This window comes from Risungbinella massiliensis, from assembly GCF_000942395.1.
Taxonomy (GTDB): Bacteria; Bacillota; Bacilli; order Thermoactinomycetales; family Thermoactinomycetaceae; genus Risungbinella; species Risungbinella massiliensis.
Genome location: NZ_LN812102.1, coordinates 1,314,033 through 1,339,864, shown reverse-complemented (window position 1 = coordinate 1,339,864; position 25,832 = coordinate 1,314,033). Strand labels below are relative to the sequence as shown.

At 40.3% G+C, this 25,832-nt stretch carries 21 protein-coding genes and 2 other annotated features; of the genes, 16 read left to right on the top strand and 5 right to left on the bottom strand.

All coding sequences use genetic code 11. The features are described from left to right. Positions 1–45 precede the first annotated feature (45 nt). The 3 genes from VJ09_RS06985 to VJ09_RS06975 form a co-directional block, all read right to left on the bottom strand. Entirely contained in the window at positions 46–468 is a 423-nt protein-coding gene (locus VJ09_RS06985; RefSeq protein ID WP_044640843.1) for a MarR family winged helix-turn-helix transcriptional regulator, read from the bottom strand. 125 nt (positions 469–593) lie between these two features. Next, complete coding sequence (locus VJ09_RS06980) at positions 594–1,802, bottom strand: PhoH family protein (protein WP_044640842.1); 1,209 nt, start codon at positions 1,800–1,802, stop codon at positions 594–596. 463 nt (positions 1,803–2,265) lie between these two features. After that, entirely contained in the window at positions 2,266–3,810 is a 1,545-nt protein-coding gene (locus tag VJ09_RS06975; protein ID WP_044640841.1) for a class I adenylate-forming enzyme family protein, read from the bottom strand. Between the two features lie 456 nt (positions 3,811–4,266). Between VJ09_RS06975 and VJ09_RS06970 the strand changes: the two genes are divergently transcribed. The 4 genes from VJ09_RS06970 (at position 4,267) to VJ09_RS06960 (ending at position 6,797) form a co-directional block, all read left to right on the top strand. After that, positions 4,267–4,950 (top strand): DsbA family protein, encoded by a 684-nt coding sequence (locus VJ09_RS06970; protein ID WP_052807268.1) that lies wholly within the window; start codon positions 4,267–4,269, stop codon positions 4,948–4,950. Next, positions 4,951–5,391 carry a disulfide oxidoreductase gene (locus VJ09_RS06965; protein WP_044640839.1) on the top strand — a complete coding sequence of 147 codons (441 nt, stop codon included), beginning with the start codon at positions 4,951–4,953 and terminating at the stop codon, positions 5,389–5,391. An 84-nt stretch (positions 5,392–5,475) separates the two neighbouring features. Next, a complete protein-coding gene (locus VJ09_RS18400) occupies positions 5,476–5,619 on the top strand; it encodes a hypothetical protein (protein ID WP_154662350.1) in 144 nt (47 codons plus the stop codon). 80 nt (positions 5,620–5,699) lie between these two features. Then, positions 5,700–6,797: a M42 family metallopeptidase gene (locus VJ09_RS06960; protein WP_044640838.1), complete on the top strand. Its 1,098-nt coding sequence runs from the start codon at positions 5,700–5,702 to the stop codon at positions 6,795–6,797. Between the two features lie 964 nt (positions 6,798–7,761). Here VJ09_RS06960 and sspI read toward each other — a convergent pair. Next, on the bottom strand, positions 7,762–7,995 hold the full coding sequence (sspI, locus tag VJ09_RS06950) for a small acid-soluble spore protein SspI (protein ID WP_044640837.1): 234 nt from the start codon (positions 7,993–7,995) through the stop codon (positions 7,762–7,764). A gap of 122 nt (positions 7,996–8,117) precedes the next feature. Here sspI and VJ09_RS06945 point away from each other — a divergent pair, with 122 nt between their 5' ends. The 10 genes from VJ09_RS06945 (at position 8,118) to sleB (ending at position 19,718) form a co-directional block, all read left to right on the top strand. Next, on the top strand, positions 8,118–8,927 hold the full coding sequence (locus VJ09_RS06945; RefSeq protein ID WP_052807267.1) for a TrmH family RNA methyltransferase: 810 nt from the start codon (positions 8,118–8,120) through the stop codon (positions 8,925–8,927). Between the two features lie 61 nt (positions 8,928–8,988). Then, positions 8,989–9,228 (top strand) — a binding site (T-box leader). Positions 9,229–9,289: 61 nt separating this feature from the next. After that, positions 9,290–10,291, top strand: a complete 1,002-nt coding sequence (gene pheS / locus VJ09_RS06940) for a phenylalanine--tRNA ligase subunit alpha (RefSeq protein WP_044640836.1) — start codon at positions 9,290–9,292, stop codon at positions 10,289–10,291. A 16-nt stretch (positions 10,292–10,307) separates the two neighbouring features. Then, positions 10,308–12,731 (top strand): phenylalanine--tRNA ligase subunit beta, encoded by a 2,424-nt coding sequence (gene pheT / locus VJ09_RS06935; protein WP_044640835.1) that lies wholly within the window; start codon positions 10,308–10,310, stop codon positions 12,729–12,731. Positions 12,732–12,764: 33 nt separating this feature from the next. After that, positions 12,765–13,019, top strand: coding sequence for a cell division protein ZapA (gene zapA / locus VJ09_RS06930; RefSeq protein ID WP_044640834.1), 255 nt, complete (start codon positions 12,765–12,767; stop codon positions 13,017–13,019). A gap of 125 nt (positions 13,020–13,144) precedes the next feature. Beyond that, positions 13,145–13,684 (top strand): CvpA family protein, encoded by a 540-nt coding sequence (locus VJ09_RS06925; RefSeq protein ID WP_044640833.1) that lies wholly within the window; start codon positions 13,145–13,147, stop codon positions 13,682–13,684. A 143-nt stretch (positions 13,685–13,827) separates the two neighbouring features. Next, complete coding sequence (polX, locus tag VJ09_RS06920) at positions 13,828–15,573, top strand: DNA polymerase/3'-5' exonuclease PolX (protein WP_052807266.1); 1,746 nt, start codon at positions 13,828–13,830, stop codon at positions 15,571–15,573. 88 nt (positions 15,574–15,661) lie between these two features. Continuing rightward, entirely contained in the window at positions 15,662–16,765 is a 1,104-nt protein-coding gene (locus VJ09_RS06915; RefSeq protein WP_044640831.1) for a M50 family metallopeptidase, read from the top strand. A gap of 218 nt (positions 16,766–16,983) precedes the next feature. Continuing rightward, positions 16,984–17,886, top strand: a complete 903-nt coding sequence (locus VJ09_RS06910; protein ID WP_044640830.1) for a hypothetical protein — start codon at positions 16,984–16,986, stop codon at positions 17,884–17,886. 150 nt (positions 17,887–18,036) lie between these two features. Next, positions 18,037–18,816, top strand: a complete 780-nt coding sequence (locus VJ09_RS06905) for a hypothetical protein (protein ID WP_044640829.1) — start codon at positions 18,037–18,039, stop codon at positions 18,814–18,816. A gap of 245 nt (positions 18,817–19,061) precedes the next feature. Next, the gene (sleB, locus tag VJ09_RS06900; RefSeq protein WP_044641667.1) at positions 19,062–19,718 is read left to right on the top strand and encodes a spore cortex-lytic enzyme; all 657 of its coding nucleotides are present in this window, start codon (positions 19,062–19,064) and stop codon (positions 19,716–19,718) included. Positions 19,719–19,877: 159 nt separating this feature from the next. Here the strand turns inward: sleB and VJ09_RS06895 are convergent, their stop codons facing one another. Then, positions 19,878–20,735, bottom strand: coding sequence for an MBL fold metallo-hydrolase (locus tag VJ09_RS06895; protein ID WP_044640828.1), 858 nt, complete (start codon positions 20,733–20,735; stop codon positions 19,878–19,880). A gap of 337 nt (positions 20,736–21,072) precedes the next feature. On the opposite strand from VJ09_RS06895, the gene VJ09_RS06890 reads away from it, so the two are divergent. Both VJ09_RS06890 and argS read left to right on the top strand, forming a co-directional pair. Continuing rightward, positions 21,073–23,421 carry an endonuclease MutS2 gene (locus tag VJ09_RS06890; protein WP_052807265.1) on the top strand — a complete coding sequence of 783 codons (2,349 nt, stop codon included), beginning with the start codon at positions 21,073–21,075 and terminating at the stop codon, positions 23,419–23,421. 258 nt (positions 23,422–23,679) lie between these two features. Then, positions 23,680–23,895: a binding site (T-box leader), on the top strand. A 47-nt stretch (positions 23,896–23,942) separates the two neighbouring features. Beyond that, positions 23,943–25,628: an arginine--tRNA ligase gene (argS, locus tag VJ09_RS06885; RefSeq protein WP_044640827.1), complete on the top strand. Its 1,686-nt coding sequence runs from the start codon at positions 23,943–23,945 to the stop codon at positions 25,626–25,628. Positions 25,629–25,832: the final 204 nt, after the last annotated feature.

Below are 25,832 nucleotides of genomic sequence, written 5' to 3'. Positions count from 1 at the left end.
TTAACCTTATGAAATATAAAATGTAAAATATACAAAGGGAAATAATTATGAAGATGTCAATTTTTGGTAAATTGCAATTAATTGTTGTAGTTCCTCATCTTCCAAGATAGCAAATTTTTCACGGAAATATTCCATCTTTTGTCTTGTTAAATCTTCGGCTATTTTTCTACCCTCTTGTGTTAAATGTAGCTCCACAACTCGTTTATCCGTTTGCGAACGCAATCGTTTAATATAACCTTTGTTTTCTAAGAGATCTACAACATGTGTAATATGACTTACAGAGACATCAAAAGTTTGTGCCATTGCAGTGACAATTTGAGGTCCACGTTGCGAAAGTGTGTATAACATTCCAAATTCTGCTCCAGTAATACTGTCTTTCCATAATTCAGCTAACTCTTTTTTTATTTGTTTAAAAAGTTGCCGAGATAGATGCTCCAATTGGAGAATTTGATCCAACCGATTGGCCATAATAAGCTCCTTTTTTATTTTATGGGGTGAAATAGTTACTCTATTATACAGGAATTTCATTGTAGGGACAAATAAATGAACGGAAGAAACAACCGCAATCATATAGATTGCGGTTGTTTAATACTTTACATCTCATCAGCTTTTTGGGCAATTTTACTTCGATAAATAATAGGAAGCTCTACTTCACCATAGTATTCTTGACCACGGAACACTTCCGACAGACGTCTCATTCCGTTATTCACACCTTCATAGCTATGGTGATCGACTTGTGCTTCAAAGTCTCCATCAATAATTAATTTGGAGTCCTCTCCTACACGTTGTACAGCCAGCTTCATTAGTTCGATGTCTAAGTTCTGTGCTTCGACAATATAAACGAGAGCTCGCATTCCGGTTGTGTCAAAACCCCGGATATCGCTGAAAGGAAGAAGAAGTAATTTTGGTGGCTCTTTCTCTTTCCCTTTCATCAGTTCTTCTAAGATCATCTTGTCACCGAACTTACTACTGAGCATAGAACCGACTGCCGAATCCATGATTTTTTCATCCCGCGTTCCCGGATAGTAACCAAGTTTCGCTGAGTTCCGAGAAGCCATTGGATTGACAAAGCAGATAAGGCGGTCATAGCGACCCTTTTCAATTTCTTTCATCGCATAATTGAGTGCAATGAGAGATTTCCCTGTACCTGCTTTTCCTTTGATCATGGTGAGCTGATTGTTTTTCAGGCTATCTAATGCACAGCGTTGATAAGCATCTTTTGGCGAAAACTTACCAAAATAAACTGTTTCAAAGCCACGGGGTCTTACATATACATGAGACTCTCCTGTCCACCTGAGCAAATCCACCTGCTTTTCTCCGCTTTTGATGACGAGATACTGGTTGGTGAGAAGATCAAAATAGTTCTCATCCATGTTATGACAGAGATCTGCGTAGCGCTCGTCTTCCACATCCACCTCTACATACCCGGTGTAGTGGTCATCTTGGACAACCAAGTCGAGTACCTCGATACCAAAACCACGGGCTTTATGCTTTAACAATAGATCGTGCGTGATCAGCCCGTATCCATTGTCTAGGCAACATTGGAGAATCTTGTTGTCCATATAATGTGGATCATAATCTTCCCCAAGCTTTACCTGATAGTCTTTTGTGTCGAATGAGAAGAGATCCTTCTGCTCCTCGATTAGACGCGTGGCAGCCCGAGCCAGATATGCTAACTGGCCGTTTACACTCAACTTGTGCTTTTCCAGTTCGCGAAGCACCATCGATGTGATGACGATTTCATGTGTGTGTAGATGTTCGACACCGTACAACAACACATTCGTATCTACAACGTGTTTCATACAGGGGAAACCCCCGATCTTTGTTGTTCTTTTCGCAGGTAATAACAGTTTTCCCGAAAGTTGTTTTTCTACTGGCACTATATATTGGTAGTGAAATGAGAAAAAGTTACTTTATCTCGAAAATAGAAGTGTATTAGTTACATACTATGCGAATAAGAAAAAATTTGACAGGTACATAGAAGGAGAGTCATATCTCTAGAAATTATGTTTTTGAAGCCAACACCTTGTTTTTGAAACAACATGATGGTTTGGAAGTGAGGGAAGAATGGTGATGCTTCACAGCTTACACCTCTTTCTTCTAAAGAGTGGTTTATTACTTACAATAATATAATTCTATATAAAGCAAAAAAAGTCCTGCAAAAGCTATGGAAAACTTTCATTTACCATTTATTTAGTAACAAAAAGACCGCATTGTAGATAAACATTGCAGTCTCTTGCCTTTCATTTTATGAAGCTTTCCGTTTTAGGAAGAAGATTCCATCACCATTTCTTGATATATTTCTTTCATTCGGTTTTTATCTAATTTACCAGTAGCATTGCGAGGGAGTTGGTGACTTAAGATGATTACTTCCGCCAACTTATATCGATCGACTTGTGAATGTACCTGTGCGAGAATATCTTCTTTTGTCAGGTTTACTTGCTCTTCGAGATAAACGAAAGCACAAGGAAATTCACCCCATCGTGGATGATAAGCACCTACGACGCTAGCTTCCACTATACCAGGGATCTCTAAAAGTATCTTTTCAATCTCGCTTGGATAGACACCGCCAAATCCTGAAAAGAATATGACATCTTTGTACCGATCAATGATTTCAATAAAACCTTCATCATCCATTCGAGCTGCATCCCCAGTTAAAAAATAATCCTGATGGAAAGACTCTTTGGTCGCTTTTTCATTTTTCCAGTATCCCATAAAAAGCTGTGGTCCACGAATTGCCAATTCTCCTATTTCTCCATTGGGGAGAATTTCTCTAGTCTCACGATCTAATACGACCACTTCAGGGAATAAGTATGGTTTTCCTACTGTATGACAAGTATCGTAACCAAAATCCGGCTTCCAAGATGCGACAATACCTGTACTTTCTGTGCTTCCATATACTTCTACTACTTTAAAGCCTAATTCTTCAAATCCTTTGATTACTGGGATGGGGACTTTTGTGCCACCAGAAACAAATCGTTCAAAATTTGCGAGTAGGTGATCACTTTGGTCGATTAAAGTTAACATGACGCTTAATAAAGTAGGTGGCATAAACGTCAAATTTACTTTTTCGTTCTCCATAATATCGAGCAGTTTCATCGGTTCTAGCTGAGGAAGAAATACTAATGTGTATTTCATAAACGGTTGATAAGCAATAACGATCGTCCCAGAGATATGGAATAATGGCATAGCAAGAAGGAATCGATCCCCCGGTTTGGTTTCTAAGGTCGCAGTTGTATTGATTCCGCTAGAGAAAAAGGCATTATGGTTTGCCAAGACTCCTTTTGGTCGTCCAGTTGTACCAGAGGTAAAGGTAATGGCAACTGGCTCATTCCCAGTAATCGAAATCTTGGGAGGGGTTACTGGATAATTTTCAATCTCCTTCCAAAAATGTTTGGTAAGTGTATGTTGTTCTACCATCTGAGTAGATGGGATACCACTCTGCATCAATTTAGGTTTTACTTTTGGCGCAAATTGATCTTCGTAAAAGAGATATTTACAATCAGTATGATCTACTGCCCATTCGGCTAAATCTTGACTCCACATGTAGTTCATTACTACTGCGATTGCTCCTGTTTTCGCTACCGCCATAAGTGCAATTGGATAGGCTGGGTTGATCCCTAACATCATCCCTACGCGGTCTCCTTTTTGAATTCCTTTATCTATTAGAAAATGAGCAAGCTGATTTGTTATTTTTTCATATTCTTTGTAAGTAATCCTTAGACTTGGCGAAACAAGAGCCTCCATATTGCCATAGTGTAATGCGCTACTTCTCAGCATTCCGCCCAGAGTACTAGAAATTGGAGACAAAATTATTCACTCCTATTCAGTGTTGAATGATTTATGTAAACTCCGGTTTTCAAGTATCATATACAAAATTGGATATAGATTTGTTTCAATTACATTTAGTCTAATTAACCAGAGCATTCTTATTTTATCAAATTAATACTACAATTTCATAATTTGTACAATGTTTTTTTACTAAATAAGATTTACTGGTTAAACATCCATAAAATAGAATGGAAATAAAAATATATTTCATCGATCTTTTCTGTTTATGCCAATATTTGGTGTAACTGCTTAACTAATTGCTCGTTTAGCTGTTGGGAAAAATCTAGATATTATTGTAGAGGGCTGATTGACACTAGATCTAATTACTACGAAAAATTTTCTGTGATAAATGTGTCTGAATTGTAACGGGGATGAAAAAAGAGTAAGAAATTGCTATGATCTAAGTTAGATGGCATGGGAAGGAGTACATATAAATTGGCAAATCAACATAAGAAAAAACGAGATATGTCTGGACTAGTTATGATCACCATACTGATTCTCGTTGTAGCAATAGGCGCATTTGGTATTATTCAGCAAGTAATGCCCAAAGAGGTAGTAGATCCATTTAAAGATTACTACGCTACCCAACCTACTACAGGAAATATAAATGCAAAGGTGAAAGTGGTGGAGTTTGGGGATTATAAATGCCCTTATTGCAAAACGTTTACGGAGCAAATTTATCCTCAAATTAAGAAAGATTATATCGATACAGGAAAGATTAGCTTTACATTCGGAAATTACGCTTTTATTGGTCCGGATTCTGTAACAGCGGCAGAGGCGGGACTTTCTATTTACAAACAAAACCCTGATGCATTCTGGAAATATCATGACTTGGTATATCAAAATCAAGGAGACGAAAGAACCCAGTGGGCTACGGCTTCTTTCTTGCTCGATCTAGTACGTAAGAATATTCCAGAGGTAGATGCGAATAAGGTAGAACAAGATTTAAACAACAAAACGTATCAAACCGAAGTATCCACATCGAACGTAAAAGCGGAACAAGGTGGGGTACAAGGAACACCTGCTGTATTTATCAATGGGGTACAGGTAGACAATCCACTTGATTATAGTTCCGTAAAAGCAGCAATTGAAGAAGCTCTCAAGGAAAGTGCTAAGTAGATGTTACAGTTACTGAAAAAATATAGTCTCTACTTCGCCTGGATTGTTTCGATTACTGCTACAGGTGGAAGTCTCTATCTAAGTGAAGTTTTGCTTTTTAATCCATGTTATTTATGTTGGTGGCAGCGGATTTTTATGTATCCATTTGTGATTCTCTTGGGAATCGCTACATTTCGCCAAGATCATACAATTAGGATTTATGCTTTACCCCTGAGTATCATAGGGGGGAGTATTTCTCTCTACCACTATTTGCTACAGAAAGTGACTTTTTTCCAAGATTCGCACGAATCTTGTGGTGTAGTATCTTGTATTGTAGATCCGCTTAATACCTATTATTGGATTCCAGAAGCAATTACGGTTCCTTTACTAGCATTTATCGCCTTTATTTTGATCACCTTCTTTTTATGGATTGGAAAAGAAAAAGGAGAAGACATAAAATAGGGTGTTCGCCTACTGATACTATCCCATCCATTTTAAATCTCTTCCCATATAGTGGTAGTAGAGCTATTGAGAGGAGGACGTGAAATGAGCGGATACTATGGAGGATTTTTAGGTGGCGGTTCGTGGATCTTCATTGCAGTGATCGCAATTGTCTTCGTCCTTTGTTTCTTAGGTTTTGGTCTGTTTGGATTTGGCGGCGGTTATGATTATGGCGGTTATGATTGTTAGAGAATCCTCCCTTATCGGGAGGGTTTTTCCCTCTTTTTGCCCATAAAAATTGAAAAAGATAAATTCGAGGTGGCCAAACAATGCTACATACAAAGGTGAAACACTCTTTTCAGACTATGTTGAAGGATTTGACAGAGACAGCTGGAGCTCCTGGGCATGAACGCTCGGTTCGAGAAGTGATGGAACGTTATGTACAACCATGGGCAGATGAAGTTACAGGAGATCGTTTAGGTAGTTTGGTGGCGAAAAAAGGAAGCCAAGGGCCTCGGATCATGATTGCGGGACATCTAGATGAGATAGGTCTTATGGTGACACGAATCGATGATAAAGGATTCTTGCGGTTCCAACCTCTTGGTGGATGGTGGAGTCAAGTTCTTCCAGCACAGCGAGTGGAGCTTTTTACTCGTAAAGGGAAGTTACTTGGGGTAATCGGATCAAAGCCACCTCATATGATGAGTGCAGAGGAAGCAAGAAAAGGGGTGTCACTAGAGGATCTATTCATCGACTTAGGGGTGGAATCAAAAGAAGAGGCAGAAGAACTAGGGGTACGTCCAGGAGACTTTGCCATCCCTTATTCTCCGTTCACCGAGATGGCAAATAGTAATCGTTGGTTGGCTAAAGCGATGGATAATCGTATGGGATGTGCAGTAGCAGCAGAAGTTTTGTATCGTCTGCGTCAAGATAATGTAGATCATCCCAACCAAGTTTTTGCGGTAGGTACTGTTATGGAGGAAGTTGGGTGCCGTGGAGCCAAAACAGCAGCTGCAGCAGTTAACCCTGACATTGCTTTTGCCATCGATGTAGGTATTGCGACCGATTCTCCCGGAATCTCGAGCACTCATTCTGAGAGTAAGTTAGGCGGAGGACCGATTATGGTGCTGTATGATGCACGCCATATTCCAAATCAAGGATTAGTACACTTAGCAGAAGAAGTAGCAGAGGAACTAGGTATCAAGATCCAATATGAATTCATTCAACGGGGTGCTACTGACGCTGCCAATATCCATCTGAATGAAATCGGGGTACCAGCTGTTTCAATGGGAGTCCCATCGCGATATATTCATAGCCATGCTTCTATTATTGATAAGCGTGACTGTGAACAATTGGTAGATTTACTCGTAGAGATGGTAAAACGCTTGGATGCAGATAAAGTAAAAGAACTACAATTAGGCTATTGAACACTCCCCCACCTACATTAACGCTAAGAGGTGGGGGATTCTTGGGTAATCCCATCTATGGAAATAAAATATTTGCCAGTAGGGTTTCTACAAATGGTAGCAGAAAGGATTTTCCCTTCTACTTCTCGAGACTTGGCAAACATTACCCAACCTAGCTTGGGTAACGTTTGATTTTGTACCGACTTCGATACTAGAGGACAACTCTTTTTGTGATGTGCATTGACTGGTATAAGACTGTACTGGATTCCGTTTGCTTTTCCACCGTGGTCGGTCATTTTGTTTTTGGAGAGAAGTGGAGCTACACAAGTAGGATAGGTGAGCCCTTTCTTTGTTTCTCGATAGGCTTCTTGCCATTGAACCCAAAGCCAGAGGTTTTCCCCTTTTGAGATGCGACTATGAGCGTTAGGGAGCCGGAGCAGATCAGAAGCGGGAAAACCGGCGGCGCGCCTACGCTTAACTTAGTTTAATGCAACAAGCTATAAGAGATAGTTAAAAACAAACGACTACACCCGATCGATTTATTTATCAATTGTACTTGTTCCTTAGTAGATCGATCTGGAACTGAAATGCCTTATGCATAGGATTTCTCCTCTAAATTATTTTACAATTTTCGGAATGATGTCAATGACGTTTGGGAGGATCGAGAAAGGTATGAAGGAAAAAGTAATGAGAACTCCATACTTTTAGGTTGGATTTTTTCACTTTTCATCTTCATTAAAAAGCGAAAATACCTAATAAACAAACCGATAATCAATATAATGATAAACATATAACTTAGAGAATGATGATCGAAAGTAACTCACAAAATCCTTACAAAAAAAATACCACCCACTTAAGGGTGGTTTTCATAGGTTTGGGAGTGAATACATTCAATAATAAGAAGGAAAAATGCGGTGAAAGAACGAAATCTTTCTCCTTTATTATACTGAAAAGTCGAGAATATTACAATCAGATTTCACTTGTATTAACTGGTAACTGGTGGTGTATTGCCAGATGCTACAGTTTGATGCAATGTTTCCATCATATGTGACTTCTCTTTCTGTTGACTGTTTTTCCAGATTGCTTCGAAGAGTACTCCTAGTCCTGGTAACAGTTTTTCATCCCCTTGTTGGATCGAGTCTTGTACCATGTCAGAAAGCTCTTGTTCGTTCATTCCTTTGATATTATGTAGTACTGCTCCACGAATATTAAAATTCATCCTAATCCCTCCTTCTTTTCATAAAGTGCTCTTCTTTCTTTCTGTTTATGCTTTGTTTTGTTACTCGTTTTATGGAAAGTGGGATAGAATGGTTAGCAGAAACGAACAAGGAAGCGAAAGGCGTGACAAAAGTGAAAGTGAACCGTTTGGAGTCAACACAAAATGACCATGTGAAGAGATGGAAAAAGTTACAAACGAGAAAAGGTAGAGAAAAAGCAAACAGTATGCTAATTGAAGGAGAACATTTGCTTTCAGAAGCGCTGAAATCTCCTCACATCACCATCTCACACATTATCGTCGAGGGAGACTCACAAGAAATAGTTTCTTCCTATCTAAAACGATTTCCCACCATTAGTGACTTTCCAATTTTTTTGCTCTCCCCGTCCTTATTTCGTCAGATAGCAGAGACTGAATCTCCGCAAAAGATCATGGCAGAAATATCTCTTCCCAAATCAGATATGATTGTTTCCGCTGATGGATTTTATCTGTTATTAGACCGTATTCAAGATCCTGGTAATCTTGGTACACTCCTTAGAACAGCACAAGCGGTTGGAGTAACACAAGTAATTGTTGGTAAAGGAACTGTTGATCCGTACAATGGTAAAGTAGTTCGCTCGTCGATGGGGGCTATCTTACATGTACCTCTAGCACAGGAAGATCTCAAGGAAGTAATTCTATGCTTACAACAGCATAAGATTTCCGTAGTAGGTACTTCGCTTCATACTGAAATTATGTATGATGAAGCTGATTATTCATCAGGCTGTGCTATATTACTTGGCAATGAAGGACAAGGGGTAGATCCAGCGCTACAAGAAATGGTAGACCAAACGGTAAGAATCCCAATGCCAGGTGGAACAGAATCTCTCAATGTTGCAATAGCGGGCGGACTACTTTTGTACGAAAAAATTAGGCAAAACCGGAATCATTTATAGGAATTTATTGCATGCGACCAAAGCCTTCGTTATAATGAAAATAAATTTTGCCCATATATTTCTTGTTGCGAAGAAAGAGACGAGTAGATAGTGCGACCTTGACAGGGAGGAGTTGCCGTGACTGGAAGCAACTTTAAGGAGACGGCTATTGAAATTCACTCTGGAGCAAGGCTCCCGAAACTGTTGTTACTACATAGTAGGGAGTACCGGAACTTTTCCGTTATCGAAGAAAAGAGGAGAAAAGAGTGAATGATCTTTCTTTTCTCAACAAGGGTGGTACCGCGGATCTCTCGTCCCTTTAGAGGGTCGGGGGTTTTTTTGTTATTCGGGCACTTTTTCGCTTAGAAAGGAGCGACCAGTGAATGCGTGAGGCTTTAGAATCGTTACGTACAGAAGCGTTGGCTGCTACAGAAGCGGCAGATCAACTAGAGGTGCTACGTGACCTGAAAGTGAAATATCTAGGGAAAAAAGGGGAGCTTACTTCTGTTTTGCGTGGGATGGGGAAACTCTCTGCTGAAGAACGTCCTGTTATCGGGAGTCTTGCAAATGAGATCCGATCCCAATTGGAAGAGGCACTAAAGACCAAAGAAACTCATCTAGAAGAGTTACAATTGGATGAAAAGATTCGTGAAGAAAAATTAGATGTTTCGTTGCCTGGGATCGTAAATCCAATTGGAGCAGCTCATCCACTTGCTGCTGTTATTGAAGAGATTGAGGATATTTTCGTAGGGATGGGCTTTGAAGTGGTAGAAGGTCCAGAGGTAGAAACAGACCAGTTTAACTTTGAAATGCTGAATATCCCAAAAGATCATCCAGCCCGTGATATGCAGGATACATTCTATATTACTGATGATATTTTATTACGTACTCATACTTCTGCAGCTCAAATTCGTACGATGTTAGAAAAAGGCGGAAACACTGCCGTTCGGATCATCAGTCCTGGGAAAGTATATCGCCGTGATGACGATGATGCTACTCATTCCCATCAATTTACCCAAATCGAAGGGTTAGTCGTGGATAAAGGAGTTTCGATGAGTGAGTTAAACGGTGTCTTGCTCACCTTCATTGAAAAAATATTTGGTGCTGGTACAGAGATGCGTCTACGCCCTTCGTACTTCCCATTTACGGAACCAAGTGTAGAAGTAGATATCTACCACCCAGAAAAAGAATGGGTAGAAATTTTAGGAGCTGGCATGGTGCATCCAAATGTTCTTGCTAAAGCAGGATATAATCCTGAACGGTATACCGGATTTGCGTTTGGTATTGGGATTGAGCGTATTGCGATGCTTAAATATAACATAGATGATATCCGCCATTTTTATCAAAATGACTTGCGCTTTTTGAAACAATTCCGGTCGGTGTAAGGAGGAGAAAGCCGAAATGTTAGTTTCCTATGAATGGTTATCAGATTATGTAGATCTGACAGGTATTACTCCAGAGGATATCGCAGACGAACTAAATCGTACGGGTATCGAAGTAGAGGTGATCTATACTCGGGATACGGGTGTTCGTAATGTGGTGGTCGGACAAGTTATCAAGACAGTACCGCATCCAGAGGCAGACCGTCTCAAAGTATGTATTGTAAATGTTGGTGGTGCTCATCCACTCCAGATCGTTTGTGGAGCCTCTAATGTTGCGACAGGTCAACTAGTGCCGGTAGCAATAGAAGGTGCACAACTACCTAGTGGTATACAGATTCAAAAGACGACTCTACGTGGTGTGGAATCCAATGGGATGATTTGTTCGGCAGAAGAGTTGGGATTGCCTGACAAAGTGATTATGAAAGAGCAAACGGAAGGGATCTTAGTACTTGGCGATGATGCCATTGTTGGGGAAGATATCCGAAGCTATCTTAGTATGGATGACCAAGCAATTGAGCTCCAACTTACTCCAAACCGTTCTGATTGTCTTAGTATGATTGGAGTAGCTTATGAGATTGCTGCTATTTTTGATCGTCCGTTGAAATTACCAGAAATTACTCCTATCACGGTAGAGGGAAAAGCTACAACAGTAGAGATCATCATTGAATCCGAAGATGACTGTCCCTTGTATTCAGCACAAGTGGTTCAAAACGTGAAAGTAGGACCTTCCCCTCAATGGATGCAAAACCGATTGATCTCGGCAGGTATTCGTCCTATTAACAATGTCGTTGATATAACTAATTACGTCATGATTGAGACAGGACAACCTCTACATGCTTTCGATTATCATCAGATTCAAGGAGGCGATATCCTAGTTCGTCGTGCCAGAGATGGTGAGAAGCTGATGACCCTAGATGGTGTTGAACGAAAGCTTTCGACAGATAACTTGTTGATTACAGACGGACATCAGATCTTAGCGATGGCAGGTGTTATGGGAGGAGAAAGCTCTGAAGTAACGAATGAAACTACATCTGTGTTAATTGAATCTGCTTATTTTGATCCAGATCTCATTCGTAAATCTTCACGTAGACATGCTCTTCGTTCAGAAGCAAGCAACCGATTTGAAAAAGGAATTGACCCAGAACGAGTCATCCCTACGCTTTCTCGCACAGTTCAATTGTTAGAAGAAATCACTGGTGGAACTGTTGTTTCCAATGTTGAATTTGAGAGTATCGGAGAAGTCTCTGAAGTAGAAGTAGAACTTCGTCATGAACGTCTTCTCAGTTTACTCGGAATTCAAATGGAGTCTGATGAAGTATTGGATATTTTCCGTCGTCTCAACTTCGTTACTCGTTTCGAAGATGACATTTATTATGTACAAGTGCCAACACGTCGCCAAGATGTTTCAATCGAAGTAGATTTGATCGAAGAAGTGGCACGGATGTATGGATATGATCGGATTCCAGTTACATTGCCTTGGGGACAACAATCTCCTGGTGAACTTTCTCGTCAACAGAAATTCCGTCGTACTATTAAACGGACTCTTCGTAACCTGGGGTTAAATGAAGTAGTTACGTATAGCCTTACTTCAGAGCAAAAAGGAAAAGAAGTAGCCTCGCTTCATACAGGAATTCAACCAATTCGTCTTGCTCTACCGATGAGTAATGAACATGCTTACTTGCGTACTACACTATTGCCACAACTTCTAGAAACAGCAGTTTACAATCGCAATCGAGGTATGGAAGATGTAGCAATCTTTGAGATTGGCAAAAGCTACTTGACAGAAGAGGAGATGATTACCGAGCAACCATTGGAGAGACTGGAATTGTCATTCCTCCTCACAGGTAACTTGCGTAATGCATCTTGGAATCAACAAGCTGTTTCGGGAGGCGATTATTTTGTTGCGAAAGGGATTTTAGAAGCTCTCTTCGCGCGTTTAGGGATTAATCGTTCTGAGACAGTAGCAGTCGAAGTAGATGGATTCCACCCAGGACGTACGGCACAGGTCCATATTCAAGGAGAACCTGTAGGGATTATTGGGCAATTACATCCGAAGTTAGCGAAAAAACATCATCTTGGAGATACGATGCTATGTCAGATCGATCTTGGCAGATTGTTTAGTTGCCTCAATTTCCAGATCGAGTATGAACCAATTGGTCGTTTCCCAGCAGTAACACGAGATGTAGCCATTGTTTTGGATAAAGAGGTGCCTGTAGGAGAGTTAGAGGCAGGAATTCGCCAAGCTGCTGGCGAACTACTTGAATCTGTTAGACTTTTTGACGTCTATACCGGAGAGCCACTAGAGGAAGGAAAGAAAAATGTCGCATACTCCCTCGTGTATCGTGCTCAGAACCGCACCTTAACAGATGAAGAAGTACAAGAAGCACATCAACGGGTAGTCCATCATCTCGAAACATCGATGGGAGCGGAACTGAGGCAGTAAAGTAGCTTACCTCACAAAGATGGTGATATCCCAATGAGTAACCGCAACCGAATGAATGTAGAAATTTATGGTCAGTCTTATCCCATAGTCGGTAAAGCCTCTCCTAGTTATATGAGGCAGATTGCTGGTCATGTGGATACCAAAATGCGTGAGATTGCAGAGAACAACCCTCGTCTTGATGTATCTCGACTAGCTGTTCTCTCTGCTGTCAATATTGCAGATGAGTATATGAGACTGAAACAAGAGTATGACGAGTTGCTTCATCTGATTGAGGATGAACAGCCCTAATATAGTCTATGCAATATATTAATGGCGAAAAGCCGTCTGGAGAAGTCTCTAGGCGGCTTTTCGCATCATAAAAGATAGTTTGTCTCTCCGCTTGGTTGGGAAACAATGGAGGGGAGACACGATTTATGGAGGTATTCAAATTGAATGGACTTGACTTCATTCTCATTTTATTTTTGGTGATATCTGCATTCCGAGGTTATAAAAGGGGATTAATCGCTCAAATCACTTCATTAATTGGCTTTTTCCTTGCTGTATGGGTAGCCTATGCCTTTTCTTTGGATTTGGCAATGATCTTACAAGGTCAATTTCCTCTATTTGATACTAGTTCCTCCGTTTGGATGAAAATATTGCCAATCGAAATGGTAGAATTGATGATCTATCGAAGTATTTCCTTTTTGATTCTTTTCACAGGAGTAAAGCTAGCGATCTGGGGCATTACCAAGCTATTCCAACCTGTCTTTCAATTTCCTGTTGTCGCAAGTGTAAATCGTTATGGTGGGCTCTTATTTGGTACGCTTACGGTCGTGCTATTGGCTTTTGTATTGCTGAACATTGTCAACTATTTTCCATTTGGTGAAAAGTTAGGAATGGTAGAGCAGTCTTTCTTGGCTCAGGGGATCTTGAAAGTTAGCCCTGCAATTCGGGAGATGCTAACAAGTTGGTAGTAATAGATCACAAATTCTTTTTTTGGAACATCCTTTTTTGTTAATCCAATTTTGGATAGGGATCTAGTAGTAATTAAGTAACGAAAATATAGGAAAACGAGAACATGTTTATTGTCCAAAATAAACTTCTATGGAGGAGAGCAGTGAATAATAAACAAGTTGCAGGAATCTTACATACTTATGGAGATTATTTAGAAATAAGTGGAGAGAATGCATTTCGAGTCGGAGCTTATCGAAAAGCGGCAAGAGCTATTGAGAATAGCCGTCAAGCAGTAGCGGATTTGGAAGATTTGACCTCCCTTCCAGGTGTAGGGAAAGGAACTGCAACAGTGATTGCGGAGATTCTATCTACTGGAAAGCTACTTGCACTAGAAGAACTGAAAGAAGCGTTGCCTCCAGAACTTCCTAAACTACTAAATGTACCAGGGTTAGGGCCGAAATCGATCTATACCTTGCATAAAGAACTTGGGGTTCGGAATCTCCAAGATCTTCGCGATGTGGCAGAAGGACAAAAAATAAGAGGGCTCTCTGGATTTGGTCCTAAAAAAGAACAAAAAATCTTAGAAGGATTAGAACAGCTTCATGCTCGTCCGGAGCGTATTTTGTTACATGAAGCAGATCTAGTAGCTTATCGATTGCTAAGCCAAATTCAAGATATGCAAGAAGTAAAACGAGTTCAATTAGCTGGAAGTATTCGTCGTCGTAAAGAGACGATCAAAGATATTGATTTTGTGCTCTCGACTTTAGATCCTATTACGGTAGCAAAGCAGATTGTATCGTTACCCGAGGTACAAGAGGTGGTAAATCATGGAGATACCAAAGTTAGTATCATTGTCAAAGTAGAAGAGATTGTGGTCAGTTGTGATGTACGGTTGGTTACAGAGGAGCAGTTTGCATCCGCGCTGCATCACTTTACCGGTTCCAAGGATCATAATGTACGAGTGCGCCAACGTGCCAAGCAGATGGGTTTAAAAGTAAGTGAGTATGGAGTAGAAAATACAGAATCAGGAGAAACGATCACCTTTTCCAGTGAGCAGGAGTTTTTTGATCACCTCCATCTCCCCTATATTATTCCAGAACTAAGAGAAGATCGTGGAGAGATGGAACAGGGGGACAAAGCAAACCTCCCAGATCTTATCGAGCAACATGATTATTGTGGAGATCTTCACATGCATACTCTTTATAGCGATGGAGCCAATAGTATTCTCGAAATGGCGTTAGCGGCAAAAGAACGGGGTTATGAATATATCGCTATTACGGATCACTCTCGATCGCTACAAGTTGCAAGTGGTCTTTCAATCAAAGAGTTAGAAGAACAGTGGAAAGAGATCGAGGATGTTAATCGTCAGTTAAAAGGGGAAGGGATCACTGTTTTAAAAGGAACAGAAATGGATATCCTCCCAGATGGTACGCTGGATTTCCCAGATGAGGTTCTCCGAGAATTGGATATAGTGATTGCGGCCATTCATATTAACTTTCGCCAATCAGAGGAAGTTATGACTAGAAGGATTCTCAATGCGATGGAAAATCCTTATGTAAATATTATCGCCCATCCTACAGGAAGAAAGTTATTACAACGAGATTCTTATCCAGTCAATCTAGAAAAGTTATTTCAGACAGCGAAAGAAACAGGTACGATCTTAGAGCTAAATGCCAATCCGCATCGTTTGGATCTCAACGATGAACAGCTAAAACGGATGAAAGAAGAATACGGTCTGATGACCGCAATCAATACGGATGCACACAGTATCGAAGGTTTAGGAATGCTTCCATATGGGATTGCTACGGCACGACGAGGATGGTTGAGGAAAGAAGATGTGCTCAATACCTTAACTTTAACGGAATTAAAAAAACTCTTGGGTAGCAAACGTGCTAAAATGAATAAATAGACAACAAGTAAACGAGGGAGATCTATCTCTCGTTTTTTTTTGTGTAGTCTGACAGACAAGACATTATCTACTACTATGGAGGTAGCTTATGGATTTATTAAAAAGACCTTTATTCACTATTTTAACCGCTGCAATTATTTCCGGAGCCTTGATACTCTTCATTCCAGAATGGAAAGATGCCTTACTCAATATTTGGCTAATGTTCATGCTTTGGGTAGTGGTAGTTACCATACATGAATTAGGGCATGTTCTTTTTGGAATATACAACGGACTTAATTTCCAGTTTTTTGCGGTTGGCCCGGTGTTATTTCAAAAGGAAGGCAATAAAATCAGAATTTTAGAAAATAAACAGTGGATGTATTTTGGAGGAGTGGCATTACTTACTCCACCTTTTTTTGATATACCGAACCTTTCAAAAAAGTGGTCCATCATGACGCTTGGAGGTCCCTTAACTAGTTTAGTTGCTGCTATTTTGTCTTATCTACTATATATTTCAATTGATCATGAGTATATTTTATTCTTTAGTATATTGCATATTATGATATTCTTTGCTACAGCGATCCCAATTAAAAGTAAAACATCATTTAATACAGATGGTGCTCAATTCCTAATCCTTCGTAAAAACAACGAAGAAGCTAAACAACACTTAAACGCTATCTTAGTAGTAGGAGAGTTGTACAGTCCAAAACTTCCAAGAGATTGGGAACCTACACTTGTTCACAAGTGCAAGTCCTTAATCGAAACAGAGGACGATATATTTAAAAAAGTAACTCCGTTAATGTATCTGTTTTATTATGTTAGTGATCAAGAGGGGATGGAAAAAGGAGTCTCCTATTTAGAGCCAATTATTCAATTATCAACAACAAAAGAAAATAAATTGTTATTTGGTTTTTCTCATAGTTCATTCATACTGTATAAATTCTTATTTGAAAAAGAAACTGAACCCAAAGAGATCCAAAAGCATTTTGTAGCTGTGCCAAAGTTGGATTTATACTCGTATTATCGATCGCTTGCTATTATGAAGTATTTAGAGAAGGATGTTGATTCATCTCGTACATATATAGAAAAGTCGGAGAAGGAGCTACGGAATCTGGAAGCTGGTGGATTTGGTTTTGGGAAACTGGAACGAATTTGGTTTGAAAAGCTAAAAGAACAAATGATGTATAAAAATGAACAACCTAAGCTCATGTGAAACTCTGGTGACACAATAGTAGCAAACTATAGGATATTGTTGTTCTTTGTAAGTAGTTCTATTGTCCGAAAGATCTAATAGTTATATAATTTTATTAATCGAATAAAGCCCTCATCTCCTGCCTCGTGGTATGCAGTTTGTCTCTAGCTGGGTATCTGCGAGGCAAGGAGGACCTGTATAGGTTCTCTCCTTAGCATTATTATTAGGAGTGGTGAGGAATGTTAAAAAACTACCATGATTTAAGTGTTTTATTCGATAAGGCAGAAATGTTAAATCAAGAGATCCTTTCCATCGAAGATGTAGTAGATTTCCTATTAATTGCAGCAGAAGTGGATTTATTTGAAAGCAATCGAAAGAAGCATGTTTTGTCTGACAGCTTACGGGCCATTCGCTCAGGAGTCTCACATCGTTACTGTGAACCATTTTGGATGAATATACCAGAGAATTTGAATTGTATCGTATCTTTAAAAAAAGACTCAACAATAACTCCTAATCTATATGTTCAATCCACATTTCCGATCCCTTCTAAATCGGAAGTTTGGGATTGGAACCGAGTCGCTTTATATCAACAAATGTTTGATTATAGAGAAGACCTCGCATTTGATCGCCGCAAAATGATCGTATACGCTATGGAACAGCTATTTACTGCTATGGAGAGCGATGATTCGGATCCATCAGTAACTATGTCGGAAGAGGTAAAAAAAGCACTACTCTATGTCCTTCGCTTATTTCTCACACAACTTGAAAATGAATTCGAAACAGAGCTGACAGAAAGGACTGCTTTTGTTCGACACATTTTAAATAATTTGTCCACTGGTCCAATCTTTGTAACAAAGCAGATGGTCCTGACCAATATTCAACCATCTGTAGACATCCCTACTTCAGTCTATGTCCCAGCTGTACCTCCTCGTACAATGGTTATAGTTGAACAGTATGGGGAAAAATTTGTCGACTTTCGATACAAAGAATTGGATCTCCAACTCATGTTGAATGCATTACAAAAAACGAAGCGAAATCTCTTGAGTTGGAAGAAAGTAATTAGAGACCGGCAGAAAGAGTTGCAAAGTGGAGCATCTCCTACTGTTGAAATGCTAGAAAATCTGTTAAGCAGATCTGTCTAGCGAAAAAAGAACAGGGTGTGTTTCGACACATTCTGTTCTCCTAAAAACTAGATCCTCCTTGGTTTCCTGTTCTTCTTAATGGGAGCATAGGAAACCAAGGAGGAGGATCTCTTCCTTGGTCATTCATTATCATCCAAGGAGGGGATCAAATTGAAAAAATTTCATTTGGGTCAGTTGCCAAACATCCTACAAAAGTTGAACAATTGGGATCCGACTAAAGGAAATCTCAAACCAATTCTTGAATTTTTAGACCTTTTTTATGGTCAAGAGATAGAATTTGTAAAGGATCTCATTCGGATCGGGAAAAAGCAGAAAAGCATTAATTCTGGAACTACACCGAATCCTGTATCTGTCAATGGACCAGTAGTAAATCCTTTTATTCTTCCAAAACCAGATGGAACAAATTATATCTTCCAGCACACCGTTTCGATTGGAGGACTCGACATCCGGGTTCTTTATCGAGTCATCATGTCTTTTGACCGTAAGGTTCGGATGGTGGAAGTTAGTTACCAAACGGAGCACAATCTATCACTGGAGAAGTTGCTAGAGCGTCAGAAGGAATTGGAGAAAAAGCAATCCGAAATCAAAAAACACAAAAGAAGATTTGATAAGTTTGAGCTAGTGAATACAATTAGTGATCCTGCAACTCAAGCCGCTCAAAAGAGATTAGCTGCTGAGTTGATGATTGAGCTCGGCAAAGCAATGCAAGAACTGCAATTCGAACTTGTATCTTGGAATGAGATGCTAGACTTTCTCCAAGGTGAAGCGAAGAAATATGCACTGTTCTTTGGAGTAAAGTTAATTGCAGATTTTATTGTGTCTGATGAAAATCACCCATATTTCGGGCATGAGCAGATTCAACGATGGAAAACAAAGTTAAAAAATGGACTCCATCAGGTCGCGCTTCACTCGAAAAAAGCTAAAAAGTAACTTTTTAGCAGACGACAAGATACATTCCTAGGATGTATCTTGTTCCAATTTTCCCCATCTTTCTTTCTCCTTTACATAAGTTCCACTCACTTTCACATACTAATCCCACAATAAGATGTAAAGGTACGTGGTAGTTTATGTGGAAAAAGTTTTTCCTCTCTTTTACCGCATCGGTTTTTCTTCTTCCTACTTGGCCTGTTCCAATAGATGCTGATGTAGATTCTAAGCAATATCAGCCAACTGTGATGCAAGAGAATCAGGCTCCTTTTGCTGGTCGAATTTTAAAAAGAGGTTCCCGTGGATTGGATGTTCGGGAACTACAATCACGTCTGAAATTTGTTGGGTTCTATACTGGAAAAATTGATGGAGTTTTTGGCACTAGAACTTATCGTGCTGTCCGTCTGTTCCAATATGAATTTGGACTCCGGATCGATGGAGTTGCAGGCTTTCAAACTCAGCAAAAACTGAAAGCTGCTAGTAGGAATTACAATCCTTATGGCGGAGGTGGAGGTCCTCAAAACCAACCTGTTCAATCTTCCAAAGGATTTAGTGCCGCAGACCTACGTCTACTCGCACAAGCGGTTCATGCAGAAGCACGCGGGGAGCCATATATCGGTCAAGTGGCAGTTGCAGGGGTTATCTTGAATCGCATTGACAGTGAACTATTTCCAGATACCATATCAGGTATTATTTTTCAGCCACTTGCATTTGAAGCAGTGGCAGATGGACAAATATGGCTAGAGCCCAATGAGTCAGCACGAAAGGCAGTGAGAGATGCTATTAACGGTTGGGATCCTTCTGGTGGTGCAACTTATTACTTTAATCCCGTTACAGCAACTTCGAAGTGGATCTGGAGTCGTCCACAAATTAAAAAGATAGGAAAACATATATTCTGTAACTAGCTTCATTAATCCCCCACATACATAACCAAAGAGGTGGGGGATTCTTGAGTAATTCCCTATACTGAATGGAAATATATCAATCGCGGCAGAGACTTAGCTAGATCGAATGACATAAAAAGATCTTAGTCCTGAATTTTGGACTAAGATCACAAGTTATCTTTACTGCTCCCATACGGTAACAGGTTGATTTACTTCCAGAAAATCCATTTCTCCTTGATAAAAAGGAGCTGCCTCTAGTAATAATTGTTCTTTTGGTGTAAAGCTTTCTTCTTGATGGTAAAAGTATACTGCAGGAATATTTGCTAAGTTCGCTACTTGTGCATATTGATAAGTGGTTGCATGAGTTCCAGTTGGTAAGTCTTCCTTTGCACCATGCATAGCAGATGCTAAGATAACACGACTTCCCTGACAAAAAGCTGCTGCTTCATGGCGAGAGGCACTACATCCTAATACACCATCTGTAAACACTGTAAAGTATTTTTCAGATAGATCTAAGGAAGAAAAGGAGAAGCTGAGTGCATCTTCTGCACGTTTTCTACGAAGCTTGTCCCATAGTTTTCTAGGTCGTCTGCGTATATGATCCATCTCAAGAGTGGATACCATCAAAGGTAGATCCGCTACCTGAAAAAAATCTCCTGCTTTGATAATGTTATATATTAGGAAAGAACATTTAAAGTTACATATTTTGAGACGGGCCTTTAATTCTTTGACCGTCCTCTGATTAGCATATATGTGAATGGGTTCGTTTTTAAATGGATTGCTTCTTCTCCGTGAAATTTCCTGAATGACTCCAAAATAATCAGCAGTATGGTCATTATCTTGGTGTGTAAACAGGATCGCCTTTATCTGATCAGCTACTTCTGGATGTTTAATCAACTGTTCTCTAAGGCGGAGTGCAGCTAGATAACCTGTATCGATCAAGAAATACTCTCTTTTTAATTTGACTAACATAGAAGTGTTACCAAGCGGTGTCGCGTTGGAAGATCCAACAGCTAGTGGTAAAATCTCGATGTTCAATTCTATCGACTCCCTTGTGTTTTAATGGGTCGATAGCCAAAAGAGAGATTTCTTGATCTCTTCTCTTGGCTACCCCTAAACAGGTAGAGGAACTACCGATTTAAGGCTAGCCAAGAGAATTAAGTAAATTATAACGGAATTCAGAATTAATACAACCGTTTTTTGGAGTGTTTTGTGCCTGTTTTGTCAACGTTCTAACGGGCAGTAAGATCCCCATCTCCAATGTCGAAAGAAAACACAGAGGATTAGGTAGGGATAACTACTCATAAGACCTTTATTGAATTCTCTCTTTCCATGATATAATAGATCTGTTTGCATTCGTACGGAGGTGACAGCGGTGAAGCAATGGACAGAGAGACCGCTAGAGTTTAATCAGATTCGTCAGATGGTAGAAGAGCTTGCAACTTCCACACTCGGAAAAGAGTGGATTTCGCAAATGCAACCATCTACTGAGAGACAGACAGTTCAATTATGGTTAGACAAGACTGAAGAGGCAATGGTTTGGCTCCGGATGAAAGGAGAAATCTCCCTGCGAGGTCTGGTAGATATTCGCCCTTCACTCAAACGAGCCGAATTGGGTGGTATCTTAAATGAAGAAGAGTGTTTAGGCGTTGCTGGTACCATCCGAGCAGGGCGAAACGCCAAATCAAGCTTACGACAGGTTGATATAGAAAAATATGAATTACCCTTGTTACGTCAGATGACAGAGGCAATTGAAAGTCTAGAAAATTTAGAACATACTTTGACTGATTCCATTGATGAGCAAGAAATTGTTCGAGACTCAGCAAGCCCCGAATTGAGTAGAATTCGTCGTCAGATGGAGACGACCAGAGCCCAAATCCAAAGTAACTTACAACAAGTACTGCGAAACAAGCAAAAAATGTTACAAGAAGCGATTATTACCCAGCGTTTTGATCGGTATGTCATTCCAGTAAAATCAGAATATCGTGTCCAGTTTGGTGGAATCGTACACGATCAGTCAGCATCTGGTGCAACTCTATTTATGGAGCCGCAAAGTGTAGTACCACTTAATAACCAGTTACGTGAGTTAGAGCTGAAAGAGACAAGAGAAGTAGAGCGGATTTTAGCAGAACTAACTAATTTAATAGCGGAACAAGCTGACTTTTTGCGATCCAATATCGATTTGCTTGGCGAGATCGACTTTTTGTTAGCGAAAGCAAGATTTGCGCACCGTCATAAAGCGGTGATCCCCAATTTAGCAACCCAGAGAACTATCTCACTACGCAAAGCACGTCATCCGCTACTCGACCCGAAGATTGCAGTTCCAATTGATGTAGAGCTTTCTACTCCAATCCAAGCTCTTCTCATTACTGGACCGAACACTGGAGGTAAGACAGTCAGCCTAAAGACAGTAGGACTAGCTGCTTTGATGGCCCAATGTGGACTTCCCATCTTAGCAGAACCAGAGAGTACGATCTCTTTATTTAGTGGGATCTTTGCCGATATTGGGGATGAGCAAAGTATTGAACAGAGTCTTAGTACTTTCTCAGGACATATGACTAACATCATTCGAATTTTGTCACAAATGGACTCAGACAGCTTGATTTTATTTGATGAACTTGGTGCGGGCACTGACCCAACAGAAGGAGCTGCTCTCGCAATCTCCATCTTAGAAGATGTAATGGAACGTGGAGCTACCGTCATGGCTACCACTCATTATAGTGAGCTAAAGGTGTTTGCTCATACCCACCCACATGCACTCAATGCCAGCGTAGAATTCGATGTAGAGACCCTTCGTCCTACATATCGCTTGTTGATTGGTGTACCGGGAAAATCAAATGCATTTGCTATTTCACGGCGGTTAGGGCTTTCACTAGAGTTGATTGATGCCGCAGAAAAACATCTTTCTCCAGAAGAACGAGATTTAGAAGAGATGATTGCAACTTTAACAGCTGAAAGGAAAGCTGCCGAGGAGACTTTGAAGGAAGCGATGAAGCTGAGAGAAGAAGCAGAATCGATGCATGCCGAAGTACGTACCAATTGGGAGCGTTTCGAAGAGGAAAAGATCCAGCTACGGGAAAAAGCACGCCAAGAAGCCAGACGTATAGTAAACCGTGCAGAACAAGAAGCGGATGAAGTATTAAAAGAGTTACGGGAATGGGCGAAATTACGTCCACAAGATCTCAAAGAACATGAATTAAATGAGATGAGAGCAAGACTAGGAAAAGTAGTTCCAGAGATGAAACTACCACAAAAGATGGTCTCCAAGAAAAAAGAAGAGAAGCTAGAGGTGGGCGACGAGGTCTACATTCCTAGTTTCCAACAAAAAGGATTTATTGTGGAAGAAGTAGGTAATAAAGAATTCCAAGTGCAGATTGGTGTTTTAAAGATGAAACTAAAAGCCAATCAACTGGAAAAACGTGAGACACCAAAACAACAAACCAAACAGCCAAAAGCTACATTTGTTCGTAGCAACCAAGATGTATCACCAGAACTAGATCTACGAGGGAAGATGGTAGAAGAAGCGATCCAAGAGATCGATCAGTATTTAGACCACTCCGTACTTGCTGGATACAAGCAAATTCATCTCATTCATGGCAAAGGAACTGGTGCACTTCGAACGGGAGTACAAAATTTCTTGCGACGCCACCGTTCTGTTAAATCTTACCGACTGGGTGCTATTGGTGAAGGTGGATCAGGAGTAACGGTGGTAGAACTGAAATAGAGGAGAGAAGTAAAAAGTGAAATATTTACCTCCTATTTTGGGGACAGTAGCAACTATATTTGTTATTGGTGGTTTGATTTGGTTATATGTATCATCTAACTAAAATACAATCTAAACAATGAAATCGAAGAAAATCTTGTTCAGGGGAGCAGTTATTTCAAAATACGTAAGCGATCTGAGCAAGATTTTCGGTAGTAGAGATCCTCAATATTGACATTCCAAGAGGGGATACATACAATATTATTCATCATGATATATGGAACGTCGTAGACAGAGAGAGTACAACTATGAGCCCTCTAGCGAGTTGGGGAAGGTGTGAGCCCAGCGGGTGATTGGTATGGAAGCGCACTCTAGAGACGCGTGTCTGAAGTACTAGTAGGACATGTCCGGGATGAAAACCCGTTATCAACTAACACAAGAGATTCTAGGCATAGAATAATTGGAGTGGTACCGCGGGTTTGACTCGTCTCCTTTTTACAAGGAGGCGAGTCTTTTTTTGTATATTAAAGGAGGAGAAAAGGTTGGAATTCAAGCAAATTTATGCGGAAGTATTGAAGCCGCACATAGAGGGATTGGAAATTTCTCAGATTCAAAATCTAGTCGAAAAACCAAAGAAGTCGGAGATGGGAGATCTAGCCTTTCCATGTTTTCAATTGGCAAAACAATTCCGTAAGGCTCCACAACAGATCGCATTGGAACTGAGTGAGAAAATCAGTCATCCGTGGTTTGCGAAAGTGGAAGCAGTAGGTCCCTATGTGAATGTCTTTTTAGATTCAGTAGCGATTAGTACACCTGTACTGAAAGAAATTATTCAGCAAGGTGCAGACTATGGAGCCAATCAAGATGGCAATGGTCGAAATGTACCATTTGATCTCTCATCTCCCAATATTGCCAAGCCATTCTCGATGGGGCATCTTCGCTCCACTGTAATCGGGAACTCCGTTGCGAACCTAGCGGACAAAAACGGTTATCAATCTGTTCGGATTAATTATATTGGAGATTGGGGAACTCAATTTGGTAAGCTGATTGTTGCATATAAGCGGTGGGGTAATGAAGCGGCAATCTCCAAAAACCCAATTCCAGAACTACTTAAGCTGTATGTTCGTTTTCATGAAGAAGCAGAGACGGACCCAGCATTGGAAGAGGAAGGACGTAAAGCGTTTAAAAGTCTAGAAGATGGAGATGTAGAAGCGGTAGCTCTCTGGACAAAGTTCCGTGCGGAATCGCTCAAAGAGTTCCAACGGATCTATGATTTGATGGGGATGAAGTTTGATTCTTTCAATGGCGAGGCCTTTTACAATGATAAAATGGAGCCTGTAATCGAGATGTTAGAAGAAAAAGGATTGCTAGAAGAAAGCCAAGGTGCTCAAGTAGTCCAATTAGATGAATATCAATATCCTCCAGCATTGATTCGTAAATCAGACGGTGCCACTTTGTATGTTACACGGGATCTAGCCTCGGCTTTTTATCGCAAAAATACTTATGACTTTGCTAAATCGTTGTATGTCGTAGGGAATGAACAGAGTCTACACTTTGCTCAGTTAAAAGCAGTTTTGAAGAAAGCAGGCCATGACTGGGCTGATGACATGGCCCATATCAGTTTTGGAATGATGTTACAAAACGGAAAGAAAATGTCCACTCGTAAAGGTCGCGTTATCTTGTTAGAAGAGGTTCTTCAAGAAGCAATCGACTTGGCAGAACGTCTTATTGAAGAAAAGAACCCTGCTTTGGAAAACAAACAAGAGGTAGCTCGGCAAGTAGGGATTGGAGCCGTTATCTTCCAAGATCTTAAGAACTATCGAACCAATGATATTGAGTTCTCTTTAGAAGCGATGCTCAACTTCGATGGGGAGACAGGTCCATATCTTCAATACACACATGCTCGCTGTCGTTCGTTGTTGAGAAAAGCCGGTTCGGTAGATTTGGAAGCAACAGAGCAAGTGAATGATCCAGAAAGCTGGCCGATCTTGCAACTATTAGCTGATTTTCCACAAATAGTGCGCTTGGCATGGAAAGAGTATGATCCATCCAAAATTGCTCGCTTTGCACTTGATCTCGCACGTGCTTTTAATCAGTACTATGCTCATGTACGGATTTTGTCTGAGGGAAAAGAGCAAAATGCTCGTCTGCAATTGGTCTATTCGACAGCTACTGTACTTCATGAGGCTTTACGACTACTTGGGATGGAAGCCCCAGAAGAAATGTAAGTTAGTGAGTGGTTTGCCTGTGGGCTAAAAACACATTCTCAAACGCCTTTGTCTAGAAATGATGAGACAAAGGCGTTTTTCTTTTATAAACCTTCGCTTGATAATGGAGCAAGTTTTGCTTCAAACTACCTATTACTCATGACAAGAAAATGCTTCTTTTTCATTCCTTTTGAAATATCTTCTAGAGATACTATGTTACATTAT